Annotated in this window: 20 protein-coding genes; 10 read left to right on the top strand and 10 right to left on the bottom strand. The window is 59.7% G+C overall.

Going from position 1 to position 20,783, the window contains the following annotated elements; all coding sequences use genetic code 11:
- The first annotated feature begins 65 nt into the window (after positions 1–65).
- The 4 genes from F3I21_RS13020 (at position 66) to F3I21_RS13005 (ending at position 4,529) form a co-directional block, all read left to right on the top strand.
- The gene (locus F3I21_RS13020) at positions 66–959 is read left to right on the top strand and encodes a LysR family transcriptional regulator (RefSeq protein WP_058758857.1); all 894 of its coding nucleotides are present in this window, start codon (positions 66–68) and stop codon (positions 957–959) included.
- Between the two features lie 230 nt (positions 960–1,189).
- Positions 1,190–2,509 (top strand): MFS transporter, encoded by a 1,320-nt coding sequence (locus tag F3I21_RS13015; RefSeq protein WP_190286096.1) that lies wholly within the window; start codon positions 1,190–1,192, stop codon positions 2,507–2,509.
- 1 nt (position 2,510) lies between these two features.
- The gene (locus F3I21_RS13010; RefSeq protein ID WP_190286095.1) at positions 2,511–3,704 is read left to right on the top strand and encodes an enolase C-terminal domain-like protein; all 1,194 of its coding nucleotides are present in this window, start codon (positions 2,511–2,513) and stop codon (positions 3,702–3,704) included.
- Positions 3,705–3,830: 126 nt separating this feature from the next.
- Positions 3,831–4,529, top strand: coding sequence for a GntR family transcriptional regulator (locus F3I21_RS13005; protein WP_058758854.1), 699 nt, complete (start codon positions 3,831–3,833; stop codon positions 4,527–4,529).
- Positions 4,530–4,568: 39 nt separating this feature from the next.
- On the opposite strand, the gene F3I21_RS13000 is transcribed toward F3I21_RS13005, so the two are convergent.
- Positions 4,569–5,144: a TetR/AcrR family transcriptional regulator gene (locus tag F3I21_RS13000; protein ID WP_150059090.1), complete on the bottom strand. Its 576-nt coding sequence runs from the start codon at positions 5,142–5,144 to the stop codon at positions 4,569–4,571.
- Between the two features lie 88 nt (positions 5,145–5,232).
- On the opposite strand from F3I21_RS13000, the gene bdcA reads away from it, so the two are divergent.
- A complete protein-coding gene (gene bdcA, locus F3I21_RS12995) occupies positions 5,233–5,946 on the top strand; it encodes an SDR family oxidoreductase (protein ID WP_150059089.1) in 714 nt (237 codons plus the stop codon).
- Positions 5,947–5,948: 2 nt separating this feature from the next.
- Here bdcA and F3I21_RS12990 read toward each other — a convergent pair whose 3' ends face one another.
- The 4 genes from F3I21_RS12990 to gcvA all read right to left on the bottom strand — a co-directional run bounded on the left by F3I21_RS12990 (position 5,949) and on the right by gcvA (position 9,086).
- Positions 5,949–6,194 carry a hypothetical protein gene (locus tag F3I21_RS12990; RefSeq protein WP_058775103.1) on the bottom strand — a complete coding sequence of 82 codons (246 nt, stop codon included), beginning with the start codon at positions 6,192–6,194 and terminating at the stop codon, positions 5,949–5,951.
- A gap of 173 nt (positions 6,195–6,367) precedes the next feature.
- The gene (locus F3I21_RS12985) at positions 6,368–7,258 is read right to left on the bottom strand and encodes an oxidoreductase (RefSeq protein ID WP_150059088.1); all 891 of its coding nucleotides are present in this window, start codon (positions 7,256–7,258) and stop codon (positions 6,368–6,370) included.
- Positions 7,259–7,277: 19 nt separating this feature from the next.
- Positions 7,278–8,105 (bottom strand): DMT family transporter, encoded by an 828-nt coding sequence (locus tag F3I21_RS12980; RefSeq protein WP_104093550.1) that lies wholly within the window; start codon positions 8,103–8,105, stop codon positions 7,278–7,280.
- Between the two features lie 75 nt (positions 8,106–8,180).
- Entirely contained in the window at positions 8,181–9,086 is a 906-nt protein-coding gene (gcvA, locus tag F3I21_RS12975; RefSeq protein WP_141496073.1) for a transcriptional regulator GcvA, read from the bottom strand.
- 272 nt (positions 9,087–9,358) lie between these two features.
- Between gcvA and F3I21_RS12970 the strand changes: the two genes are divergently transcribed.
- The gene (locus tag F3I21_RS12970) at positions 9,359–10,060 is read left to right on the top strand and encodes an OBAP family protein (RefSeq protein WP_136548303.1); all 702 of its coding nucleotides are present in this window, start codon (positions 9,359–9,361) and stop codon (positions 10,058–10,060) included.
- A 14-nt stretch (positions 10,061–10,074) separates the two neighbouring features.
- Here F3I21_RS12970 and F3I21_RS12965 read toward each other — a convergent pair whose 3' ends face one another.
- From F3I21_RS12965 to F3I21_RS12950, 4 genes are read right to left on the bottom strand one after another with little or no spacing between them, the layout of a single operon-like run.
- A complete protein-coding gene (locus F3I21_RS12965) occupies positions 10,075–10,854 on the bottom strand; it encodes an SDR family oxidoreductase (protein ID WP_141496072.1) in 780 nt (259 codons plus the stop codon).
- 10 nt (positions 10,855–10,864) lie between these two features.
- The gene (locus tag F3I21_RS12960) at positions 10,865–11,944 is read right to left on the bottom strand and encodes a Xaa-Pro peptidase family protein (protein ID WP_141496071.1); all 1,080 of its coding nucleotides are present in this window, start codon (positions 11,942–11,944) and stop codon (positions 10,865–10,867) included.
- Positions 11,937–13,580, bottom strand: coding sequence for a GMC family oxidoreductase (locus tag F3I21_RS12955; protein WP_150059087.1), 1,644 nt, complete (start codon positions 13,578–13,580; stop codon positions 11,937–11,939). Before F3I21_RS12955 ends, F3I21_RS12960 begins: the two co-directional genes overlap by 8 nt.
- A gap of 10 nt (positions 13,581–13,590) precedes the next feature.
- On the bottom strand, positions 13,591–14,910 hold the full coding sequence (locus tag F3I21_RS12950; RefSeq protein WP_141496069.1) for an MFS transporter: 1,320 nt from the start codon (positions 14,908–14,910) through the stop codon (positions 13,591–13,593).
- 207 nt (positions 14,911–15,117) lie between these two features.
- Between F3I21_RS12950 and F3I21_RS12945 the strand changes: the two genes are divergently transcribed.
- Both F3I21_RS12945 and F3I21_RS12940 read left to right on the top strand, forming a co-directional pair.
- The gene (locus F3I21_RS12945; protein WP_141496068.1) at positions 15,118–16,290 is read left to right on the top strand and encodes an ROK family protein; all 1,173 of its coding nucleotides are present in this window, start codon (positions 15,118–15,120) and stop codon (positions 16,288–16,290) included.
- Positions 16,291–16,392: 102 nt separating this feature from the next.
- Positions 16,393–17,829, top strand: a complete 1,437-nt coding sequence (locus F3I21_RS12940; protein ID WP_141496067.1) for a sugar porter family MFS transporter — start codon at positions 16,393–16,395, stop codon at positions 17,827–17,829.
- Between the two features lie 61 nt (positions 17,830–17,890).
- On the opposite strand, the gene F3I21_RS12935 is transcribed toward F3I21_RS12940, so the two are convergent.
- Complete coding sequence (locus tag F3I21_RS12935; protein ID WP_150059086.1) at positions 17,891–18,640, bottom strand: SDR family oxidoreductase; 750 nt, start codon at positions 18,638–18,640, stop codon at positions 17,891–17,893.
- Between the two features lie 144 nt (positions 18,641–18,784).
- Between F3I21_RS12935 and F3I21_RS12930 the strand changes: the two genes are divergently transcribed.
- Positions 18,785–19,690 carry a LysR family transcriptional regulator gene (locus tag F3I21_RS12930; RefSeq protein WP_141496065.1) on the top strand — a complete coding sequence of 302 codons (906 nt, stop codon included), beginning with the start codon at positions 18,785–18,787 and terminating at the stop codon, positions 19,688–19,690.
- A 213-nt stretch (positions 19,691–19,903) separates the two neighbouring features.
- The gene (locus F3I21_RS12925) at positions 19,904–20,767 is read left to right on the top strand and encodes a DMT family transporter (protein WP_150059085.1); all 864 of its coding nucleotides are present in this window, start codon (positions 19,904–19,906) and stop codon (positions 20,765–20,767) included.
- Positions 20,768–20,783 lie beyond the last annotated feature (16 nt).

The raw sequence follows: 20,783 nt of genomic DNA, 5'->3' as shown, positions 1-20,783 counted from the left end.
TTACAGGCGTGAAGTTCCTGTATCTTAATGGTGTGTTAAGTAGCGATTAATAAAGGACATAAATAATGATTAACAGCGCGGAGTATCTGGCTTTACGGGCTTTTGTCGTGGTTGCTCAGCAACTGAATTTCAGAGCCGCTGCGGAAATACTCGGGGTATCCGCGTCAGCCGTCAGTCAGCAAATCACCGCGCTGGAAGCACAACTCGGGCAACGTTTGCTGAACCGGACCACCCGGGCGGTATATCTTACCGATGATGGCAAGTCCCTGTTTCTTCAGACTGCACCCATTATGACTAATCTGCATGAGACCCTGCAGCAGGCACACGCCAGAAGCCAGGATATTAAGGGGCTGATTCGCGTTCATGCTTTTCGGTCGGGTGCTGAAATGTTTCTTGATCACAATATTGCCGGGTTTCTTACTGATTATCCCAACGTGCAGCTGGATATCACAACCAGCGATGCGCCGGTCGATCTGAGCCGCGGCGGCTATGATTTATCACTGCGCTTAGGCGAGGTGCTGGAACCGGGATTTGTTGCTATTCCATTAGGCAAGCCGCTCCATCAGATTGTGGTCGCTGCGCCAGCATATCTGGCAAAGCATGGTGCGGTTGAAGTCCCGGAAGATCTGCTCAATCACAATTGCATCGGCTGGCGCTGGCCGGGAAGTAGCAGGGTAGAGCCCTGGCAGTTTTTAAATGAGGGGGAAATTTTTGATATTCCCGTGCATGGAAATCTGGTGGTAGACGATCGCGAAAGGCAGCGGCAGGCTGCTATTGCTGGCGCAGGGATTGCCCAGTTAACGGCGGAACGGGTCAGTGCATCGCTGGCCTCCGGCAAGCTTTGTCGCCTTCTGCAACCCTGGGAGATGGAATTCCCAGGTTATTCACTTTGCTGGATAGCAGGTAAAGCCATGTCACCTGCCATGCGCGCGTTTATACAATGGCTGCGCATAAAATAACCCTGCCCGGAGTGTGTCAGCGCACTCTGTTCACATCGAATAATCACCACGTTTTTAATTCATCTTCGCCCGGCTCAATCCTCTTATAAACGTTTATTTGCGGCTTCTCGCTGAAACGTTTCATATCTCATTTCCTTACTCAGCCCATTGAAGAGTGGTCAGCGAATGTATACAACAGAACTTGTATACAAGTGCATTTTTTATCCATGACACCAACATCGGGAAAGACCATGCAAAGTACAGATACTGAAATTGAAAAGCGGGTGATCCGTAAACTGTCGTGGCGACTGATTCCGCTCCTGATTGGCTGCTATGTGATTGCGGTGATCGATCGCGCCAATATCGGCGTGGCCGCCCTCACCATGAATGCCGATCTCGGCATCAGCGCCGCCAGTTTTGGCCTCGCCGCCGGTCTGTTTTTCCTGCCTTACGCCATCCTTGAACTGCCCTCCAATCTGCTGATGGAAAGGGTGGGCGCGCGCTGGTGGATCGCCCGCATTATGGTGACCTGGGGCATCATCTCCGGTGCACATATGTTTGTGTGGAGTGAAAACAGCCTCTATGTGATGCGCGCGCTGCTGGGTGCCGCTGAAGCCGGTTTCTTTCCCGGCATCGTGTTTTATCTCACCCTGTGGTTTCCGGTGGCGTGGCGCGGACGCATTATCGCCTCGTTTATGACCGGCATTCCGATTGCGCTGATTATCGGCACGCCGGTTTCCAGCCTGTTGTTAGAGCTGCACGGATGGCTGGGGCTGCGCGGCTGGCAGCTGATGTTTCTGCTGGAGGCCATTCCGGCGATTGTGCTGGGATTGATCGTCCCCTTTGCGTTGCCCGATCGGCCGGAAGATGCCCGCTTCCTCAGCGCAGATGAGCAGCACTGGCTGGTGACAACGCTGGCTGCTGAGCGGCAAAAATTGCCGTCGCGCGGCCACGGCGGTCTGCTGAAAGCGCTGTTCAGCCCGCTGGTGTTGTTGTTCAGCCTCACCTATTACGGACTGGCGAACCTCAACGGCGCGGTGAGCACCTTCCTGCCGCTGATCATCAGCGAAACCGGCTTAAGTCATGTTCAGACCGGATTCATCACCATCATTCCTTACGTATTTGGTCTGGCCGGCATGCTGGTGCTGGGACGCATAGCCGATCGTCCCGGGTCACGGCTGCTGGCCAATTATCTGGCGCTGATCTTCTCCTTTGTCGGGCTGTTATGCGTCGCATGGTTCGATAACTCGCTGATTAAAATGATGTTTTTGTGCTGTTCGGCATTTGGCTTTTTCGGCGCGATGCCGGTGTTCTGGGGATTACCCGCGCAGTTTATCCCGGCGTCGGTGGTGGCGGGTGGCCTCGCCCTGATCAATGCGCTGGGCAGTATTGCCAGTGTGGTGAATCCGTGGGTCATCGGCGTAATACGCGACCGCAGCGGCAGTTATAACGGCGGATTTTACTGGCTGGCGGCGATGGCCATGCTCTCGATCATTACCCTTAGCCTCATCTTTCGTCGCCAGCGTTTACCGGCTTACCAGGCCAGCAATGAACAACGTGAGGGGCAGTAGTATGAAGATTATTGATGTCCGGTTACTTCAGGTGAAAGGTGTGATGCCGGGAGAGGGTGATTTCTGGGAGGAGCGTCTCGCGCGTCCCACCGATGTCTATGCGCAGTTTCGTACCGTGAATAATCATGACGGTGGCGTTCAGCTGGAAGACGGTTTTGCCATTACCACTGTGTTTCTTGAGATCGTTTCTGATGAGGGCGTGGACGGGCTGGCAGGGCCGGTGCCGCATGCCGTTGCATCAATCATTCATGGCCAGCTGCGACCGTTGTTGCTGGGTCAGGATCCGCGCGACACTGAGCGTTTGTGGGATCAGATGTACCGGGCGCAGATTCATGGGCGTCAGGGCGATGGCATGCTGGCGATCAGCGCGGTGGATTGTGCCTTGTGGGATTTGCGTGCCAAATGGATGCAGCAACCGGTGTTTCGCCTGCTGGGCGGTTCGCTACAGGAAGAAATACCGGCGTACGCATCGATGCTGGGCTTTGCGGTGCAGGATATGGCACGAGTGCACGAGCGGGCGCTGGAGTATAAGGCGCTGGGATATCGCGGACAAAAATGGTTTTTCCGCCACGGCCCGATGAGCGGCAGAGAAGGGCTGAAGAAAAACATCGAACTGGCAAAAACGCTGCGCGAAGCCGTGGGGGATGATTACGATCTGATGTTTGATTGCTGGCAGTCGATGGATGTGACGTATCTGCTCGAACTGGCAAAGGGCATCGAGCCGTATCGCCCGCGCTGGCTGGAAGAGTGCGTGATGGCCGACAGAATCAGCAGTATGCAACGACTCAAAGATAAACTGTCCATCCCGATGGCGGGAGGCGAACATGAGTACACGCGCTGGGGTTTCAAGCGCTTCTTTGAATCCGGGGCGCTGGATGTGATTCAGCCTGATATTTACTGGTGCGGTGGGCTTTCAGAAACGCTAAAAATTGCCGCTATCGCCACCCTGTACGATCTGCAGGTGATTCCGCACGGTCATTCCAGCATCGCAACGGCCCATTTCAGCACCACGCAATCGCCGATCCACACGCCTTATCAGGAGTTTCTGGTGAAATGGAACGATATTCATCAGTACTTCCTGCGCGATCCGCTGGTGCCACAAAACGGGTTAATCCCGGTACCGCAGGGACCCGGCATGGGCATGGCACTTAATCCAGCGCATATCCAGCAGCAGACATACTTGTTCACATCATAACCCAACGCTCCCTCAAACAGGCCTGTTATTGTTTGGGGGATCTGTCTCTTGTATACTACAAAACACAGTGCTCATCGTCATTCTGACCCCCTAAATGCTCGCTGTTTAAAGGACGCTCGCCACGCTATGCCCGCCGATAAACTCATCATTGACTGGTCATCGAAAAACATTCTCCGCCCGCAGTCATTGAGCAGCATTCTGGCCGATCATATTCGGGACCTGATCGTGAATTGCCAGATTGCACCCGGTGCATTAATTTCCGAGAACGACATTGCCACCCAGCTTAACGTGAGCCGGACGCCGGTAAGAGCGGCGCTGCAAAAGCTGGAGATGGAGCGTCTGGTGCAAATTATCCCGCAGCGCGGCACTTTTGTGTTTTCGTTTAATGAGCGGGAGATGCGCGAAACCTGTGAGATGCGGCAGATTCTGGAATCAGGCGCATTAAAGCTGGCGCTGCAACACGATCGTCAGGCGCTGATCGCGCGCCTGAACGAACAGCTGGCGCGTGGACGCGATGCATTACAAAACGCGCCGGAGACCTACCGCGAAACCGATGCGGCGTTTCATATGGCACTGATTGAAGCCAGCCAGAACAGCGAGCTGGTCGGTTTTTACAAAACCAGCATCAACCGCATTCGCGCCTTTCTCAATCACCTGACGCGCACGCCGGATGAGTTTCAGGGTTCGCAAAACGATCATGAAGCGATCGTGGCGCGGTTAACTAATTACGAGGATGAACAGGCGCTGGAACTTCTGCACTGGCATCTTGGCGGCATTATGCGCATGTTCCAGCGGTCGGTGGCGGACACCGACTCAGCCAGTTAACCGGCATCACTTCGCAGTCAGAACATCGCTGAAAAGTGATCAAGTCTCAAGCGCTGCAACCACCGCCAGACCCGCCAGCTCCGCGCTGGCCAGCAGTTGCTCAACGCTGTGGCCCTGACGCGCTCTGGCAGAAAGTCCGGACATCACGGTACTGACAAAATCGGTCAGGCGCTGCGCGTCCTGTGGGTAGCGGGCCGCGATATAGCGCCGGATGGTATCCTCAGCGGCGCGATGAAACACCCTGGCCGCCTCACGCGCCTGCTGATCCTGACAGCGAATCCCTTCCAGCACCAGACAACCCGCACACACCTCATCCCGGGCATAATGCAGCGCCGCCGCTTTCAGTAATGCATCCAGGGCTTCGGCCACCGGGCGGTCGTCGCGCAGTATCTCAGCCAGGGGAATCGAGCCGGTAGCGGCGTAGCGATCGAGAACGCGGGCATACAATCCGGCCTTATTACCGAAGGCGCTGTAAAAGCTCGGCGGATTGATGCCCAGCGCGTCAGTGACATCGGCGACGCTGACGGCGTCATAACCTTTGGCATGGAATAACCCCTGCGCGACCGCTACGGCGTGTTCGGGGTCAAAGTTGCGGGGACGACCAGGTGATTTCATATTTTATAGTGCTCGCTACAAAATTGCATTGACATTAAATCGGGCTCATTTTGTAATGCATACTAAGAAATCACACGTGGAGATGCAAATGAGCGTATTTAAAGATAAGCAGGTTCTGGTTCTGGGCGGCAGTCGCGGTATTGGTGCGGCTATCGTGCGTCGCTTTGCTGATGAGGGGGCCAGCGTGACCTTCACTTTCTCAGGTTCGCCCGAGGCCGCCGAAAAACTGGCGCACGAAACCGGTTCGGCTGCCGTTCATACCGACAGCTCAGAGCGCGATGCGGTGATTGCCACCGTGCGCGACAGTGGACCGCTGGATGTGCTGGTGGTTAATGCTGGTATCGCCCTGTTTGGCGATGCGCTGGAACAGGATCCGGACGCGGTCGATCGCCTGTTTCGCATTAACATTCACGCGCCGTATCATGCTGCGGTTGAAGCCGCCCGACAGATGCCAGCCGGCGGCCGCATCATCATCATCGGTTCGGTCAATGGCGACCGCATGCCGATTCCCGGTATGGCGTCTTATGCGCTAAGTAAATCCGCTTTACAGGGGATGGCGCGCGGCCTGGCGCGGGATTTCGGCCCGCGCGGCATCACCATCAACGTGGTGCAACCGGGCCCGATTGATACCGATGCCAATCCGGAAAATGGTCCGATGAAAGATCTGATGCACAGCTTCATGGCCATCAAACGCCATGGCCGTTCTGAAGAGGTGGCGGGCATGGTGGCATGGCTGGCAGGACCCGAAGCCGGTTTCGTCACCGGCGCCATGCACACCATTGATGGGGCGTTTGGCGCATAACGTCAGTGTCTGAACAGGGCGCTGACCACCGCGCTGAATACCGAACCGGTGGCAAAAGCGTGTTCGGTCATGTGCTCCTCATGGCGAATATCAGCCAGCCGCCGCAGCGCCGCCTGCGCGCTGGCTGCATTAATTTCTTCATCCATCTTGCTGTAACCGTCCGCCATCAACAGCCGGGCACGTTCCGAATCCGATCGTTCCAGCGTGGCGATAACCTGTTGTTTGCGATAAAAAACGTAATCTGTCATAAGTGCGTCCCGTTGCCGTCATCGTGATTATGCCGGGAAGGCGATGGTTTAAATCAGCTAAACATCGCATCCTATTTATCGCGCAACACATTGCGCCGCGATCAAAACCTGGCCGTTGTATAAACAATTCGCAGCATAGCTGTTTTTCCACACGCGACAGGCAACCTATTTTATCAGCCCGGCCCTTCGCTGCCCGCTGCCAGCAGCGGCACCACGACATCGCTAATCGGCGTAGCAATAGCATGCTGACGCCCATAGCGCTGTACCACACCATTGCGGGTATCCCACTCCAGCGGGCGGTTGGCCTGGCGATCGGCGAGGATCGAGGTGCTCAGATCGGGCGGCGCGCGGTGAAAGCCATCGATAATTTCCTGCGGCACGCTGTCGTCCAGCACCGCACCGGCCGCGCGCGCCACCGTCAGGCACTCCTGTAAATAGGCTAATCCCAGCTGCGTGATATCGCCGCGGCTAAACATGCCGGCGCGACGGTTGGCCAGCACCATCAAACCGGCGGCGGCATTTTGTAACAGCTTGCGCCAGGCGATGGAGAGAAAATCCGCGGCCAGTGCCACCTCGCAGCGCGTGTCACGCAGCGCATCCACCACGCGCGCGGCCTGCGGCACATCCGGCAAGGTCAGGCGAGGCTGGGCGCGCAGCCAGACTGACGCATCCGGCTCGCGCTGCGCCGGGAACCACACCACCGAAGGTAATACCGTGGCGCCGTTGACATAAGGCGCCAGCTGGCTCTGCTGCTCGACGCCATTTTGCAGCGCGCACACCACGGTTTTTTCATCACACAGGGTGGCCAGCCACGCGGCGCTGTCCGCGACCTGGGTGGTTTTAACCGCCACGAACAGCAAATCGCAGCGTTGAGTAACCTGCGAGGCATCATGCAATACCGGACCAGGCACGCTGATTTCGCCCGCATCGTGGCGCAGCGTTAACTGGGCATGGGCCGTGCGGCCGCACAGCAGCGGGGTGCGCCCGGCTTCATGCAGTACCGCCGCGACGGTGGTACCAATTGCACCGGGGCCCAGCAGGGCGATTTTACAACGTTCAGACATGCTGCCATCTCCTCATCGCTTAACCGATCATCAGCGTGCCGAGTGCAATCACCGCACACGCCAGCATTTTTCTTACCGTTAATGCTTCACCGAGAAACAGCGCGCCCAGCACGGCGGCAAACAGCACGCTGGTTTCACGCAGCGCCGACACCGCGCCCATCGGCGCTGCCGTCATGGCGTAAATGATGATGCCGTAGGCAAGCAGCGAAACCAGGCCACCCGCCGCGGCGCTCAGCACGCCCGGTCGCCACTGCAGCAGGCTTTTGCTGTCGCGCAGCGCGATGTAGACCGCCGGCATTAATATGCCCCACAAGCTGCACATCCACGCGGTATACGCAAATGCATTGCCGGCAACGCGCACGCCCATGCCGTCCACCACGCTGTACGCGGCGATAAAGGCACCGGTCGCCAGCGTGTAGCGCAGGCCCGGCAGCGCCAGTTTGCCGCCGCGCAGCGCCAGCGACACAATGCCAGCGGACACCAGCACGATGCCGCACAGCGTAGTAAAGGCGATGTGCTCGCCGGCAAACAGCGCGGCGGCGCAGGTCACCAGCAGCGGCGACGATCCGCGCGCAATCGGATAGGTCTGGCCGAGATCGCCGCTCTGGTAGCTGCGCACCAGGCACAGGTTATAGCCGACGTGCAGCAGCGCCGACAGCAGCGCATATTTCCAGCTGGCGCGCGCCGGCAGCGGCAGAAACAGCGTACTGAGCGCACACACCAGCGCGATCGCCACGCACATAATGGTCATGGACCACAGGCGATCGGACCCGCCGCGCAGTAAGGTGTTCCAGCTGGCGTGCAGCAGCGCGGCGCACAGCGTTAAGACAATAATGTAATCAGGCATAGGCTGATGCTATGCAGCCGCAAATGGATTGGAAAGCGAAGATTTATCATTACGCTATGAGTAAATGCTCATGCTTCACTGATAATCCTGCTGCGCCTGACGTGATTCGGCGAGCAGCCAGCGACGAAAATCAACGATGTGCGGCTGGCTTTCGATGCCCTGCGGACAGACAAAATAGTAGGCGGCGGGCGAGGAAAACGCGACGCTGAACAGCCGCACCAGGCTGCCGTCGCGCAGCTCTTTTTCAACGTGACCGCTGCGCGCCAGCGCCACGCCTTGCCCCAGCAGCGCGGCTTCCAGCGTCATATTGGTATCGGCAAAACGTACGCTCTCCTGTAAGGCATCCAGCGTCAGGCCGACCTGTTTGAACCAGATTTCCCACTTTGGCACCAGATCGGCGCCATCACGCATCAACAGCGGGTAGCGCAGCAGTTCTGCCGGTTCCTGTGGCGTGCCAAAGCGCTGCAGCAGCGCCGGACTGGCAACCGGAAACAGCTGTTCACGAAACATAAATTCGCTGTGCAGCGCCGGATAATTGCCATGGCCAAAGCGGATCGCCACATCAGAATCCTGGCGCGAGAAGGTGATGGCATCATCGGTGCTTTCCAGCGTTACCAGAATTTCCGGGTGCTGGCGCGTCAGGCCCGGCAGGCGTGGCAACAGCCACTTCAGCGCAAACGAGTAGGTGGTATTCACGCGCAGCCGCACGCGGCCTTTCTGCTCGCGTAAGTCGGCTAAGGTGGTTTCCAGATTACTGAAAAACTCGCGCACAATCGGTGCCAGCGCCGCGCCGGCCGGCGTCAGACTCAGCGTTTTGCCGCGCTGAAAGAGCTGCACGCCCCAGATCTCTTCCAGGTTTTTGAGCTGATGGCTGACGGCGCTTTGGGTGATAAACAGCTCTTCAGCGGCGGCGGTAAAGGTCGGATGGCGCGTCGCCACTTCAAACGCGCGCAGCATGGCGGTAGGCGGTAACTCTCTCATCGGTGCAGCCTTGTTTTATGAGCGTTCACTCATGATAGCGGAATCGTCTGTTCACTCACGAAACTTATTCACCCACCCTCCAGCTTCGCCTCACAGCCTGTCACTTTGCTAACAGTGGCCGACACATTTATCACTGAATCGGCGGCCAGCTGAATGGTTGGTTATTTACCGCGTGGCGGTTTTAATCCGCCGCCTGATATGTTTCCCGCTGCGCTCGCGTCCTGACGCTGATTAACTATGTTTATCACTCAATATAAGAATGGGGTGATGAAATGCGAAACCGTGTATTTAGCGCGCTGGCGTTATTGTTATTATCCGGCTGTGGCGCGAATAACAGCGCCTCGCCGGTTACGGCACCTGGTGCGCCGGAAGCGGGGAAAACCGCGCTGCTGGAGAGCGGGGCGGCGGCGTTGCAGTCGCGGCCGCCGATTGAGGCGATCAATACGTATCTGGATGGTTTTCATTATTACTGCGGAAATCAGCAGGGGCAGATGGAGGCCCATCACTACGTCACCATTCTTAATGATGATGTGATGCAGGCGGTTATTTTTGACGGTAACAAAAAAGACGCCAAATTAATGGGCGTGGAATATATCATCAGCGAACGTTTATTTAAGCAGCTGCCGGCGCAGGAAAAGCAGTACTGGCACAGCCATCGCTATGAAGTGAAATCCGGTACGCTGATTGCGCCCGGCCTGCCGCCGGCCGCGGAGCACGCGCTGATGAGCAAAATCGTCAACACCTACGGAAAAACCTGGCACACCTGGCATACCGACCGCGATAAAACGCTGCCGCTGGGCGCGCCGACGCTGATGATGGGCTTTACCGCCGACGGCCAGCTCAATCCGGCGCTGCTGGCTGACCGCGACAAGCGCTTTGACGTCGATACTGCGACAATCCGCGCCGACCGCGCTGATATCGCCGCCCATCCGGTGGCGGCCGGTGCCGATCATTGCCGGCGCGTGCATCCGTAACCCGTGCTTCCGCTTTACTCGTGATACATCTGGCTGCGGCCGCCGTCGATCAGGATATCGGTGGCATTGATAAAACGCGCCTCGTCGCTGGCGAGAAACAGCGCGGTGTAGGCCACTTCATCCGGCTCGCCAATGCGTTTACACGGTAACAGCGCCGCCTGATGCGCGCGCTCGGCCTGCGGATCCGGACAGCTCGCCAGCCAGGCTTCAGCGGCTGGCGTCATGATCAAACCGGGCGAAATACTGTTTACGCGGATGCCCTGCGCGGCGTACTCCACGCCCAGGGATCGCGTCAGGCCGATCAGCCCGTGTTTAGCCACCGGATAAGGGAACGCGCCTGGAATGATTTTGTGCCCGTGCACCGAGGCAACGTTAACGATGTTGCCGTACTGACGGGCCAGCATCGCCGGCAGGACGCTGCGTATCAGGTTGTAAGGTCCTTTCAGATTGGTGTCCATGCAGCGCTGCCAGTCATCCTCGTCCAGCGTCAGCGGATCGCGAAAAACGTTTACGCCAGCGCAGTTGATCAGGATATCAATATCCCCCAGCGCCTGCTGCGCCTGCTGTACCGCGCGGCTAACCTGCTGCGGCTGCGTGACATCGGCTGCGCAGGCCAGACAGCGCTGGCCGGACTGCTGCTGCAGCTGCGCCGCCAGCGCTTCGCTGCTGTGTGCGTCGCGATCGAACAGCGCCAGGCGGGCGCCTTCGCGTGCAAACAGGGTGGCGATGGCGCTGCCGATGCCGCTGCCGGCACCGGTAATGATGGCGGTTTTATTGGCTAAACGTGGGGACATAGTCGCTTCCTTATGAGGATGTCGGGAGAATCAGCCAGTCGGCCAGCTCTAAGGTATTATCACCGCGCTGCAGGCGAATCAGCGGCCAGCTGTCGCTGCGCGTGAGCGGCGACAGTCCGCTGCGGCTGAGCAAAAAAGTGTCTTCGCTTTTCACGCCGCTCAGCGTCGGGTTCCACGCCACGGCGATGTCGGGCTGCACCTCGCCTCGACTCTCCGGGGTGATAATCCAGTCGCGGCAGCCGTAACCGGCCGGACCGCCCTGATGATGATCGCGCCACGCCTCAGCGTGACCGTGGCGTTGATAAGCCTGAGTGATGTCGGCAAAAACCGCTGACCAGCTGCGCTGCGCCTGAGTGGCATACAGCATATCGGCGTGGATCTCCGCCAGCGTCAAAATGCGCTGGCGCAGCGCCGGGTCGGGTTCGCCGAGATGCACCAGGCGCGTCAGGCTGACATGCAAACCGTGCCGTTCGGCACCGAGGGTGATCAGCATCATGCGCTGCAGCGTTTTGTGCGTCGGCACCGGATGTTTAAATGCGGCGATGCGCTCATCGGCGGCCACCAGCGTGCACATCGGGCGAATGCCGCGCGCCAGACAGCCGGCGGCAATGTCGGCTTCGACCTGCCATTCGCTAACGCCCGCGCGCAGCTGGCGCGCCACCGTTTCGACAACCTGCGCCGTCTCCTGTCCCAGCGTGCGAAAGCGCTGCTGTTCCGCTGCGCTCAGCCCCTGGCGCAGCGTGATCATCTGCGGCTGGATATCGCTCAATCCTGCCATGGGCGTATCGCTGCCGATATTGCCCGCCGGCAGCACGCTGCTCAGCGACTTGTACCACGGATAGTGCCGGGTCGCACAGCTGAACGGCAGCGGCTCTTCGGCCAGAATGCGCGGTAGCTCATTGTCCGGTGCCAGCAGCAGCACGCTGTCGCGGCCAATCAGCAGGCTGGCAACGCCGGTCTCGGCACGCTCTACCACATAATAGCTGGCCCCGTCGGTCAGCCAGGCGATGTTATCGCGACGCGTCAGCAATACCGCATCCAGCTGCCAGTGCGCCAGCGCCTGTTGCAGGCGCGCCAGTTTGTCACTCATACACGGCCTCCTTGTGCTCAACAATCTGCGACTGCAGAACCAGCTCCGCAGCGCGATGCGCCACGGCCATCACCACCGCATTGGTGTTGCCACTGATAATATTCGGCATCATCGAGGCATCCACCACGCGCAGCCGCTGTACGCCGCGCACGCGCAGGTCGTCGTGCAGCACCGCCAGCGGATCGTCATCGTGTCCCATGCGGCAGGTGCCGACCGGGTGATAGCCGGTTTTCACCATGCGCCGGCAATGGGCGCTTATCGCGTCATCACTGGTGACTTCCGCACCAGGGAAGATCTCCTGATTGACCATCTCGCGGATGGGCGCGGCGGCCAGCACCTGACGCGCAAAGCGAAAGCCGGCGAGGGTGCGGGCTAAATCGTCCGGATGGCCGAAAATCTGCGTATCGATCACCGGCAGGCTGCTGGCGTTGTTATCGCGCAGCGTGACTTCACCGGTGGCTTTAGGGCGCAGCAGCAGGGAATTCACCGTGACACCGTCACCGGGATCGGCACCCATTACATCGCGATCGAGATAGACCGTCGGCACGCAGAACATCTGAATGGTGGGCGTTGCCGTGAAATCGAGCGGATCGAAAAAGGCGCAGGTTTCCACGCCGGTGGTGGTCACCGGGCCGCTTTTGAACAACAGATATTGCAGTCCGGCTTTGACCATCGGCCAGCCGCGATCCTGACCGTAGTAGCCAAACGCACCGCGCGTGCTGGCAACCACCGGCACTTCGTAATGGTCCTGCAGGTTTTTACCCACGCCCGGCAAGGCATGGCGCACGGCTATGCCGTGCTGTTTCAGCTGCTCCTGCGGACCGATGCCAGAGAGCATCAGCAGTTTTGGCGTCTGGTAGGCACCGGCAGCCAGAATCACTTCGCGGCTGGCGCGCGCCTGTTGCGGCTGGCCATCCTGACGATAGCGCACGCCGCTGGCACAGGTGCCGTCAAACAGCACCTCTTCAACCTGTGCACCAGTGACCAGCGTCAGCCGTGCGTCATGGCGCAGCGGGTTGATAAACGCATCGACCACGCTGCAGCGCTGCCGCGTCTGACCGTCGATGGTGTGCTGCATGAAGCCGACGCCAGACGGATTGCCGCTGTTAAAATCCGCCGTGTAGGGAATACCCAGCCCCTGCAGGGTTTTGACATAGGCGCGGCTCAGCGGGCTGAAGTGGCCGAGATGCGACACTTTCATCGGGCCGCCAACGCCGTGATTCGGTGCGCCGAGGTGATCGTTATCTTCGATGGCGGTAAAGTGCGGCAGCAGCGCCTCCCACGACCAGTCGATGCCCTGATCGCCCAGCGCCTGGTTCCAGTCGGCGTAATCCTGTTTATGGCCGCGCATGTAGACCATGGCGTTGACAGTCGAACCGCCGCCCAGCACTTTGGCCTGCGGCACGATCACGCCGCGTCCGTTGAGCTGCGGCTGCGCTTCGGTTTGATGCATCGTCAGAAACCGGTCGCTGGCGAGAAACTTCATATAGCCGGCGGGCATTTTCAGCACCGGATGGTATTCGTCGCGCCCGGCCTCCAGCAGCAACACGCGCGCATTTCCTTCGCTGACCAGGCGCGCGGCAACGATACAGCCCGCGCTCCCGCCGCCCACCACAATGTAATCGTACTCTTTCATAACGCTCCGTTTACTCCGATGCGATGGAATCTAACCGGCGCAGGCGCTGCGCCGCCGGGTTGTGCTGCTCGCCCGGATCGAGCGGACTGAGCAGATAACGCCACGAGATAAACGCACTCACCAGATACAGGAAGGCGTAGCCCCAAACCACCCCGAGTGTGCCGAGCAGCGCATTGATTGCGCCGTACAGCGCCGGTCCAAAGAAAGTGGACAAGCCGGCGGCGAAGCAGTAAATCGCCATGGCGTTACCTTTATCCTTCGGCTGGCACAGCGAGGAGAACAGCGCGGCGGCGGGCACGTAGCCGCACAGCGTGATGCCGTACAGGCAGGCGCAGATCACGCTGAGCACAAAGCTGCCGTGACTCCACTGCGGCACAAAGTACATCAGCAGCATCGAGACGCCGGAACCCAGGCCGCCGAACACCGTCAGCACTTTGCGCCAGCCGATGCGGTCGCTCAGCTTGCCGACGATCGGATTAAAGCTCATACCCACCAGTCCCATGATGGTGATCAGGCTGAGGTATTCGGTCTGGGAAAAGCCAATCTGTTCGGTGAAAAAGCCCGGCAGAAAAATAAAGAAGCCGAAATAGGGCGTGGTGTTGATGATGCGCACCACTGCCGCGGCAGCGATGCGCGGCTCACGCCACAGAATATCGATGCCGCCCATCAGCGTGCGCAGCGTGCCCTGCTGACGATGTTCGGCATCCAGCAGCGACTGATAACCGCTGCGCTCTTTCAGCGCCAGCAGCATCACCAGCAAACCGATCGCCACCAGACCCAGCGACAGCCAGAAGGTGGCGTATTCGCCCACCAGGCGGATAGAGAAGATCGCTACCAGCGAACCGAGCGTCGGCAGCCCGCCGGTAAATGCCAGCCAGAACCAGCCGGTGGCGGAGCCGCGCATCTCCGCCGGGGCCGCCGACTGAATCCACACCAGAAAGGCGTAGGCAAACATCGGATAAGCCACGCCGCGCAGGCCATAGGTTAGTGCCAGCAGCAGCACGCTGTGCGACGGCAGCGCCACGGCCAGGAACAGCACTTCAAACACAATCCAGATCAGGCCGCCCGCCAGCATCACTTTACGCGGGCCAATCAGCGTTGACAGCGAACCGGCCAGCCATGAGCCCAGCGTGACGGTGACGCCGTAAAAGGCAATTACCCAGGCAGCGATATTCAGGGAAAAGCCGTTTTCGTGCAGATAGGGCGCGAGGTAGTTGGACTCGACGCCGTCGCCAATCATAAACAGCAGGACTGCCAGATAGCCCCAGGCCAGCGCGGGCGGAATGCCGAGGCGGATCAGCCACGCATGGGTTGCAGGTGATGTTGTCATTATGTTTTCTCAGTAGGGTTGGTGTTAGCACAGCCAGATAAAGCGTTCGCCCGGCATTATCAGAACGTTTTTTACCGGGATAGCCCGAACGGGTTGTTATGAGCAGGGACTCTAAAGCACGGCAGGCGCGCAGGATGGCGCAACCATCACAGAAGTCAGTAAACACTGTTTAGTAAGATGAGCGCGGATGAAGCGAAAGGAGGCCGCGTGAAAACCGTCGGACTGAATAATTTCCAGGTGCGTAAGCACAACAAAGCGCTGTTTATGCAGCTGATGTGGCGTCATAAACGTCTGAGCAAATCGCAGCTGGCGCAGCTCAGCGGCCTGACCATACCGGCAGCCAGCAAGATTTTGCAGGAGCTGCTGGAGCAGGGCCACGTGCAGCACTCCAGCGCCACGCTGAGCACGCGCGGCAACAGTAACGGCAGTTTTCAGCTGCCAGCGCAAGGCGCGTGGACGCTGTGCCTGTGCGTCAAGCCGACCAGCATTGAGCTGCAGCTGGCGGATGCGCAGCTGGTGGCGCAGGGCGACTATCAGCAAATCAGCATCAACGCGCAGACGCCAGAGCAGCTGCTGGCGGAGATTGAAACGGTGTGGCGCGCGACCTGTAAACGCTGGCCGAAGCGGCAGATTAATCTGGCGCTGGCGGTGCACGGGCAGGTCGATCCGGTAACCGGCGTCTCGCAGCATATGCCCCAGGCGGCGTGGCGCAGCCCGCTGCAGCTGAAGTTTCTGCTGGAGGAGAAGCTGGCGGTTGACGTCCGCGTCGATAACGACTGCGTGATGCTGGCGCTGGCGGAAAAGTGGCTGAACCGCAATGCGCTGGCCGAATTCTGCGTCATCAATGTCGATTACGGCATCGGCTCATCATTTGTCATCAACGGCGAGATCTTTCGCGGCAACCTGTACGGCAGCGGGCAGATTGGCCACACCATTGTTGATCCGCACGGGGAGCGCTGTAACTGCGGACGGCAGGGCTGCCTGGAGACGGTCGCCTCGCTCAGCACGCTTAAGCGGCTGGCGCATCAGCGCGCGCCGCAGGCGGTGCAGCCCACCAGCCGTCAGCTGCTGGCCGCCTGGCAGGCCGGCGAGCCGTGGATTGTCGAGTGGGCGCAGCGCAGCGCGGAAGCCATCGGCATGAGTCTGTACAATTTCCTTAATACGCTGAATATCAATCAAATCTGGCTGTACGGTCGCAGCTGTACTTTTGGTGAGAGCTGGCTGCAGACCATTGTGCACCAGATTGATTTCAATCCCTTCGATCCGCGCGATGCGCTGAAAAGCAAAGCCACCAACGTGCATTTCGGCCAGCTTGACCGCGCGCGTCAGGTCCTCGGCATCGGTTATCTCTATGTCGAGGCCGATCCCGGTACGGCGTAGTTTACTAAACTCCTGTTACTAAAATCTGTGAGGGCCTGAACTTTCACCCTGCGGTATCGGTGGTGAGATAGCCGCACTTTGACCCTGGTGCGGAGAGTGGCCGTGAACAATCATAAACATCTGAATATGCGTTACGTGTGGAGCATCTGTCTGGTGGCAGCCTGCGGCGGTTTGCTGTTTGGCTATGACTGGGTGGTGATTGGCGGGGCCAAACCCTTCTATGAGGCCTGGTTCAACGTCACCGATCCGGCGGCATCCGGCTGGGCGATGAGTTCGGCGCTGGTGGGCTGCGTGTTTGGCGCGCTGGTGTCCGGCTGGTCAGCGGACAAGCTGGGGCGACGGCTGCCGCTGATTGTCGCCGCACTGCTGTTTGTGGTGTCGGCGATCGGCACCGCGCTGGCCAGCAGCTTTACGCTGTTTGTCTGGTGGCGCATTCTCGGCGGCGTCGGCATTGGTATCGCCTCGGCGCTCAGCCCGATGTACATCGCGGAGATCAGCCCGGCAGACAAGCGCGGCAAGTTTGTCGCGGTTAACCAGCTGACAATCGTTATTGGCGTGCTGGCGGCGCAGCTGATCAACCTGATGATTGCTGATCCGGTCGTCGGCGCATCAACCCATGCGGCGCTGCGTGAAACCTGGAACGGTCAGGTTGGCTGGCGCTGGATGTTCGCCTCGGCCGCCGTGCCGTCGCTGGCGTTTCTGCTGCTGATGATGTGGGTGCCGGAATCACCGCGCTGGCTGATGCTGGCGGGCCAGCCGCAGCGCGCGCTGGCGATGCTGAATAAAATTGGTTCGCCTGCTTATGCGCAGCAGACGCAGCGCGAGATTGCCCGCGCGCTGGAACAGGATCGCCAGCAAACGCGCGCCCGCGCCGGTTCGCTGCTGGCTCCGCGCACGCTGCCGATTGTCATCACCGGCATCGTGCTGGCGATTTTCCAGCAGTGGTGCGGTATCAACGTGATTTTCAACTATGCGCAGGAGATTTTTGCTTCGGCTGGTTTCGATATCAACGGTACGCTGAAGTCGATCGTGGCCACCGGCCTGATCAATTTGCTGGCAACAGTGCTGGCACTGCCGCTGGTGGACCGACTCGGCCGCCGCAAACTGATGCTGATCGGCGCCGGAGGACTGACGCTGTGTTATGCACTGATTGCCGGTGCCTACACGCTGGGCATCACCGGCTGGCCGGTGCTGATTCTGGTACTGGCGGCGATTGCGGTTTATGCGCTGACGCTGGCGCCGGTCACCTGGGTGCTGCTGGCGGAAATTTTCCCCAACCGGATTCGCGGTCTGGCGATGTCGGTCGCCACGCTGGCGCTGTGGATTGCCTGTTTTGTACTGACCTACACCTTTCCCATCCTCAATGCCGGACTCGGTGCAGCGGGCAGCTTTATGCTGTATGGCGTGATTTGTGCGGCGGGCTTTGTCTTTGTGCTGCGTCGCGTGCCGGAGACCAAAGGCATATCGCTGGAGCAGCTGGAGCAGCAGCTCACCGCAGGCGAGCCGGCTGCGGTAGCAGGTGAGCATTCGCTGCGGTAACCGCAGCCATGCTTCAGGCAGAAAGCCGGTGCGCCAGGCGGCGCACCGGTACAACACCCGCTTACACCTGCGCCATACCGCCATCGACAAACAGCTCGGCTGCATTAATAAAGCTGGCGGCGTCGGAGGCGAGAAACGCCACCACCTTGCCAATATCTCCTGGCTCACCCAGACGACCGAGCGGCACCTGTGCGGCCAGCGCATCGAACAGCCCCTGGCGCTGATCTTCCGGCACCAGTCCGCCTAAGCCTGGCGTCTGCACCGGGCCGGGGCTCACCACGTTAATGCGGATGCCGCGGTCTTTCACATCCAGCGCCCACGAGCGGGCAAAGTTACGCACCGCCGCTTTACTGGCGCTGTAGACGCTGAAGCCCGGCGTACCCTGAATCGCGGCGGTGGAGCCGGTGAGAATCACCGACGCCTTATCGCTCAGCAGCGGCAGCGCTTTCTGCACGGTGAACAGCACGCCGCGGACGTTGGTGCTGAAGATACGATCAAAATGTTCTTCTGTGATGGCCCCCAGCGGCAGCATGTCGCCGCCACCGGCGTTGGCAAACAGAATATCCAGCCGGCCGGCCTGGCGCGCAATCTGCGCATAGACGGCGTCGAGATCGCTTAACTGTGCCGCATCAGCGCGAATGCCGGTGGCGGTGGCGCCGATGCTGGCGACGGCCGCATCCAGCTCAGCCTGACGACGACCGGTGATAAACACGCGTGCGCCCTGTGCCGCCAGTTCCTGGGCGGTGGCGAGGCCAATACCGGAGGTGCCGCCGGTCACTAAAGCGATTTTGTCTTGCAGAATCAGGTTCATAGTATGTACTCCACAGTTGATCAGGTTAGGTGGTGACGGCCTTGCCGTCGTTGAAGTGCACTGTAGCGCTGCCGCTTTTACGGATAAATGGTGTAAAATCGAAAGGACTATTTCTCTGGATGGATAATCAGGTAAGGGGCGACCATGGATCAATTGCTGGCAATCCGGGCGTTCGCCCGCGTGGTTGAGGCAGGCAACTTTACCCGGGCCGCCAATTCACTGGATATGCCTAACGCTACCCTGAGTAAGCTGGTGCAGGAGCTGGAAGCGCATCTCGGCGTACGCCTGTTGCTGCGCACCACGCGCCGGGTCACGGTGACGGCAGAAGGGCGCGATTACTACGAGCGGGCGCTGCGCATCGTGCGCGATCTGGAAGATATCGATTGTGCGTTCAATAGCGTCACGACGAAACCGCACGGTCAGCTGCGTATGGATATCGGCGGCTCAACGGCGCGTGATGTGCTGCTGCCGGCGCTGCCCGATTTTGTCGCCAGGTTTCCCGACATCACCCTGGACCTTGGCGTGTCCGATCGCACCGTGGATCTCATCAGTGATAACGTGGACTGCGTAGTGCGCGGCGGCCCGCTGAGCGATTCGTCACTGGTGGCACGGCACTTAGGCAATGCGCAAATGATCACCTGTGCCACGCCCGGCTATCTGCGGACCTATGGCATTCCGGCGTATCCGCAGGAGCTGAACAACGGCCACCGCATCATCAGCTATCTGTCGCCGCAGAGCGGGCGCGCCTTTCCGCTGCGCTTCCGCCACGGCGAAGAGCGAATCGAGGTCAAGACCGCGCACCGCGTTGGCGTCAATGAGAGCAACGCGCACCTTGCCGCGGCGGTGGCGGGTCTGGGCATCATTCAGACGTTCCGTTACGCTGCGGCCGCGGATTTGCAGGCCGGACGGCTGGTGGAGATCCTCGCCGACTGGCGTCCGTCCGACTATCCGTTCCACGTGGTTTATCCGCAAAGCCGCCATCTCACCCAGCGCCTGCGGGTACTGATCGACTGGCTGCGTGAGGTGTTTCCGCAACGGCTAAATGGATGACAGGGTGTAAACAATCTGTTAACGTTTGGCCTCAACCCCATGCTACAGGCGCGTTTATGACACTCTCTGCTGATTCCGCATCGTCATCTGACTTTCGCCTGTATGCGCCTTGCTGCCCGCCACCTCCGGCACGCGTTGTGATTCGCTAAGTATCGAACTTCCTGCGCCTCGCTAAGCGAGCGCGCTAACAACGTTTGTTTCAGGAGCAATGCTATGCGTTCTTCTTCTTCGCTGACTTCGCAGGCAGCGACGTCAGGCTTTGTGCTGCTGTGGGGCAGCGCAGCCATTTTCTCGCGTCTCGGGCTGGATAATGCCTCACCGCTGGCACTGCTGGTGGTGCGTTTTAGCATCGCGCTGGTTGCGCTGTTGCTGGTGGGACTGTTTCGCCGCCGCTGGCTGCCGCAGCCCGGTACGCGCCCGCGCGTAATGCTGACCGGCCTGGTGTTGATCGGCGCTTATTCGCTGTGTTATTTCCAGGCGATGGCGGAGGGCGTGACGCCAGGGCTGATCGCCACCATCATGGGCATCCAGCCAATTCTGACGCTGTGCCTGGTGGAGCGGCGTCTGCCGGGCAGGCGATTGCTGGGCTTAACGGTCGCGCTGGCGGGGCTGATACTGCTGGTGTGGCGCAGTCTGGCGGCGTCGCAGCTGCCGCTCAGCGGCGTGCTGTTTGCGCTGGCCGCGCTGCTGTGCATGACCTTCGGTGCCATCATGCAGCAGCGGGTGACGCAGCATCCGGCGCAGGTAATGCCGCTGCAGTACGGCGTGAGTTTACTGCTGTGCCTGCTGTTGCTGCCGGTTAAACCGTTTCATGTCAGCTTCACGCTGCATTTCTGGCTGGCCGCGCTGTTCCTCGGCGTGATGATCTCCGTGGTGGCCCAGCTGCTGCTGTATCGCTTACTGAGCGCGGGCAGTATCGTTAACGTCACCAGCCTGTTTTATCTGGTGCCGGTGATTACCGCGCTGCTCGACTATCTGCTGCTGGGTAACCGACTGCCGTGGCTGAGCCTGCTGGGCATGGCGGCGATTCTGGCGGGTATCCTGCTGGTGTTTCGTGCGCCACAGCCTTCGCGTTAACATCATGCCCCGCCAG

Source organism: Pantoea sp. B_9 (assembly GCF_008632015.1).
GTDB lineage: Bacteria > Pseudomonadota > Gammaproteobacteria > Enterobacterales > Enterobacteriaceae > Pantoea > Pantoea dispersa.
Note: the sequence above shows the minus strand (reverse complement) of the source record. Positions and strands in the feature narration are given on the sequence as shown.

Coding starts and splice junctions, on each gene's coding strand:
- bdcA (WP_150059089.1), top strand. CDS start 5,233: ATGAGCGTATTTAAAGATAAGCAGGTTCTGGTTCTGGGCGGCAGTCGC.
- F3I21_RS12925 (WP_150059085.1), top strand. CDS start 19,904: ATGCGTTCTTCTTCTTCGCTGACTTCGCAGGCAGCGACGTCAGGCTTT.
- F3I21_RS12960 (WP_141496071.1), bottom strand. CDS start 11,944: ATGAGTGACAAACTGGCGCGCCTGCAACAGGCGCTGGCGCACTGGCAG.
- F3I21_RS13010 (WP_190286095.1), top strand. CDS start 2,511: ATGAAGATTATTGATGTCCGGTTACTTCAGGTGAAAGGTGTGATGCCG.
- F3I21_RS13005 (WP_058758854.1), top strand. CDS start 3,831: ATGCCCGCCGATAAACTCATCATTGACTGGTCATCGAAAAACATTCTC.
- F3I21_RS12990 (WP_058775103.1), bottom strand. CDS start 6,194: ATGACAGATTACGTTTTTTATCGCAAACAACAGGTTATCGCCACGCTG.
- F3I21_RS12965 (WP_141496072.1), bottom strand. CDS start 10,854: ATGTCCCCACGTTTAGCCAATAAAACCGCCATCATTACCGGTGCCGGC.
- F3I21_RS13015 (WP_190286096.1), top strand. CDS start 1,190: ATGCAAAGTACAGATACTGAAATTGAAAAGCGGGTGATCCGTAAACTG.
- F3I21_RS12955 (WP_150059087.1), bottom strand. CDS start 13,580: ATGAAAGAGTACGATTACATTGTGGTGGGCGGCGGGAGCGCGGGCTGT.
- F3I21_RS12970 (WP_136548303.1), top strand. CDS start 9,359: ATGCGAAACCGTGTATTTAGCGCGCTGGCGTTATTGTTATTATCCGGC.
- F3I21_RS13000 (WP_150059090.1), bottom strand. CDS start 5,144: ATGAAATCACCTGGTCGTCCCCGCAACTTTGACCCCGAACACGCCGTA.
- F3I21_RS12985 (WP_150059088.1), bottom strand. CDS start 7,258: ATGTCTGAACGTTGTAAAATCGCCCTGCTGGGCCCCGGTGCAATTGGT.
- F3I21_RS12930 (WP_141496065.1), top strand. CDS start 18,785: ATGGATCAATTGCTGGCAATCCGGGCGTTCGCCCGCGTGGTTGAGGCA.
- gcvA (WP_141496073.1), bottom strand. CDS start 9,086: ATGAGAGAGTTACCGCCTACCGCCATGCTGCGCGCGTTTGAAGTGGCG.
- F3I21_RS13020 (WP_058758857.1), top strand. CDS start 66: ATGATTAACAGCGCGGAGTATCTGGCTTTACGGGCTTTTGTCGTGGTT.
- F3I21_RS12980 (WP_104093550.1), bottom strand. CDS start 8,105: ATGCCTGATTACATTATTGTCTTAACGCTGTGCGCCGCGCTGCTGCAC.
- F3I21_RS12950 (WP_141496069.1), bottom strand. CDS start 14,910: ATGACAACATCACCTGCAACCCATGCGTGGCTGATCCGCCTCGGCATT.
- F3I21_RS12935 (WP_150059086.1), bottom strand. CDS start 18,640: ATGAACCTGATTCTGCAAGACAAAATCGCTTTAGTGACCGGCGGCACC.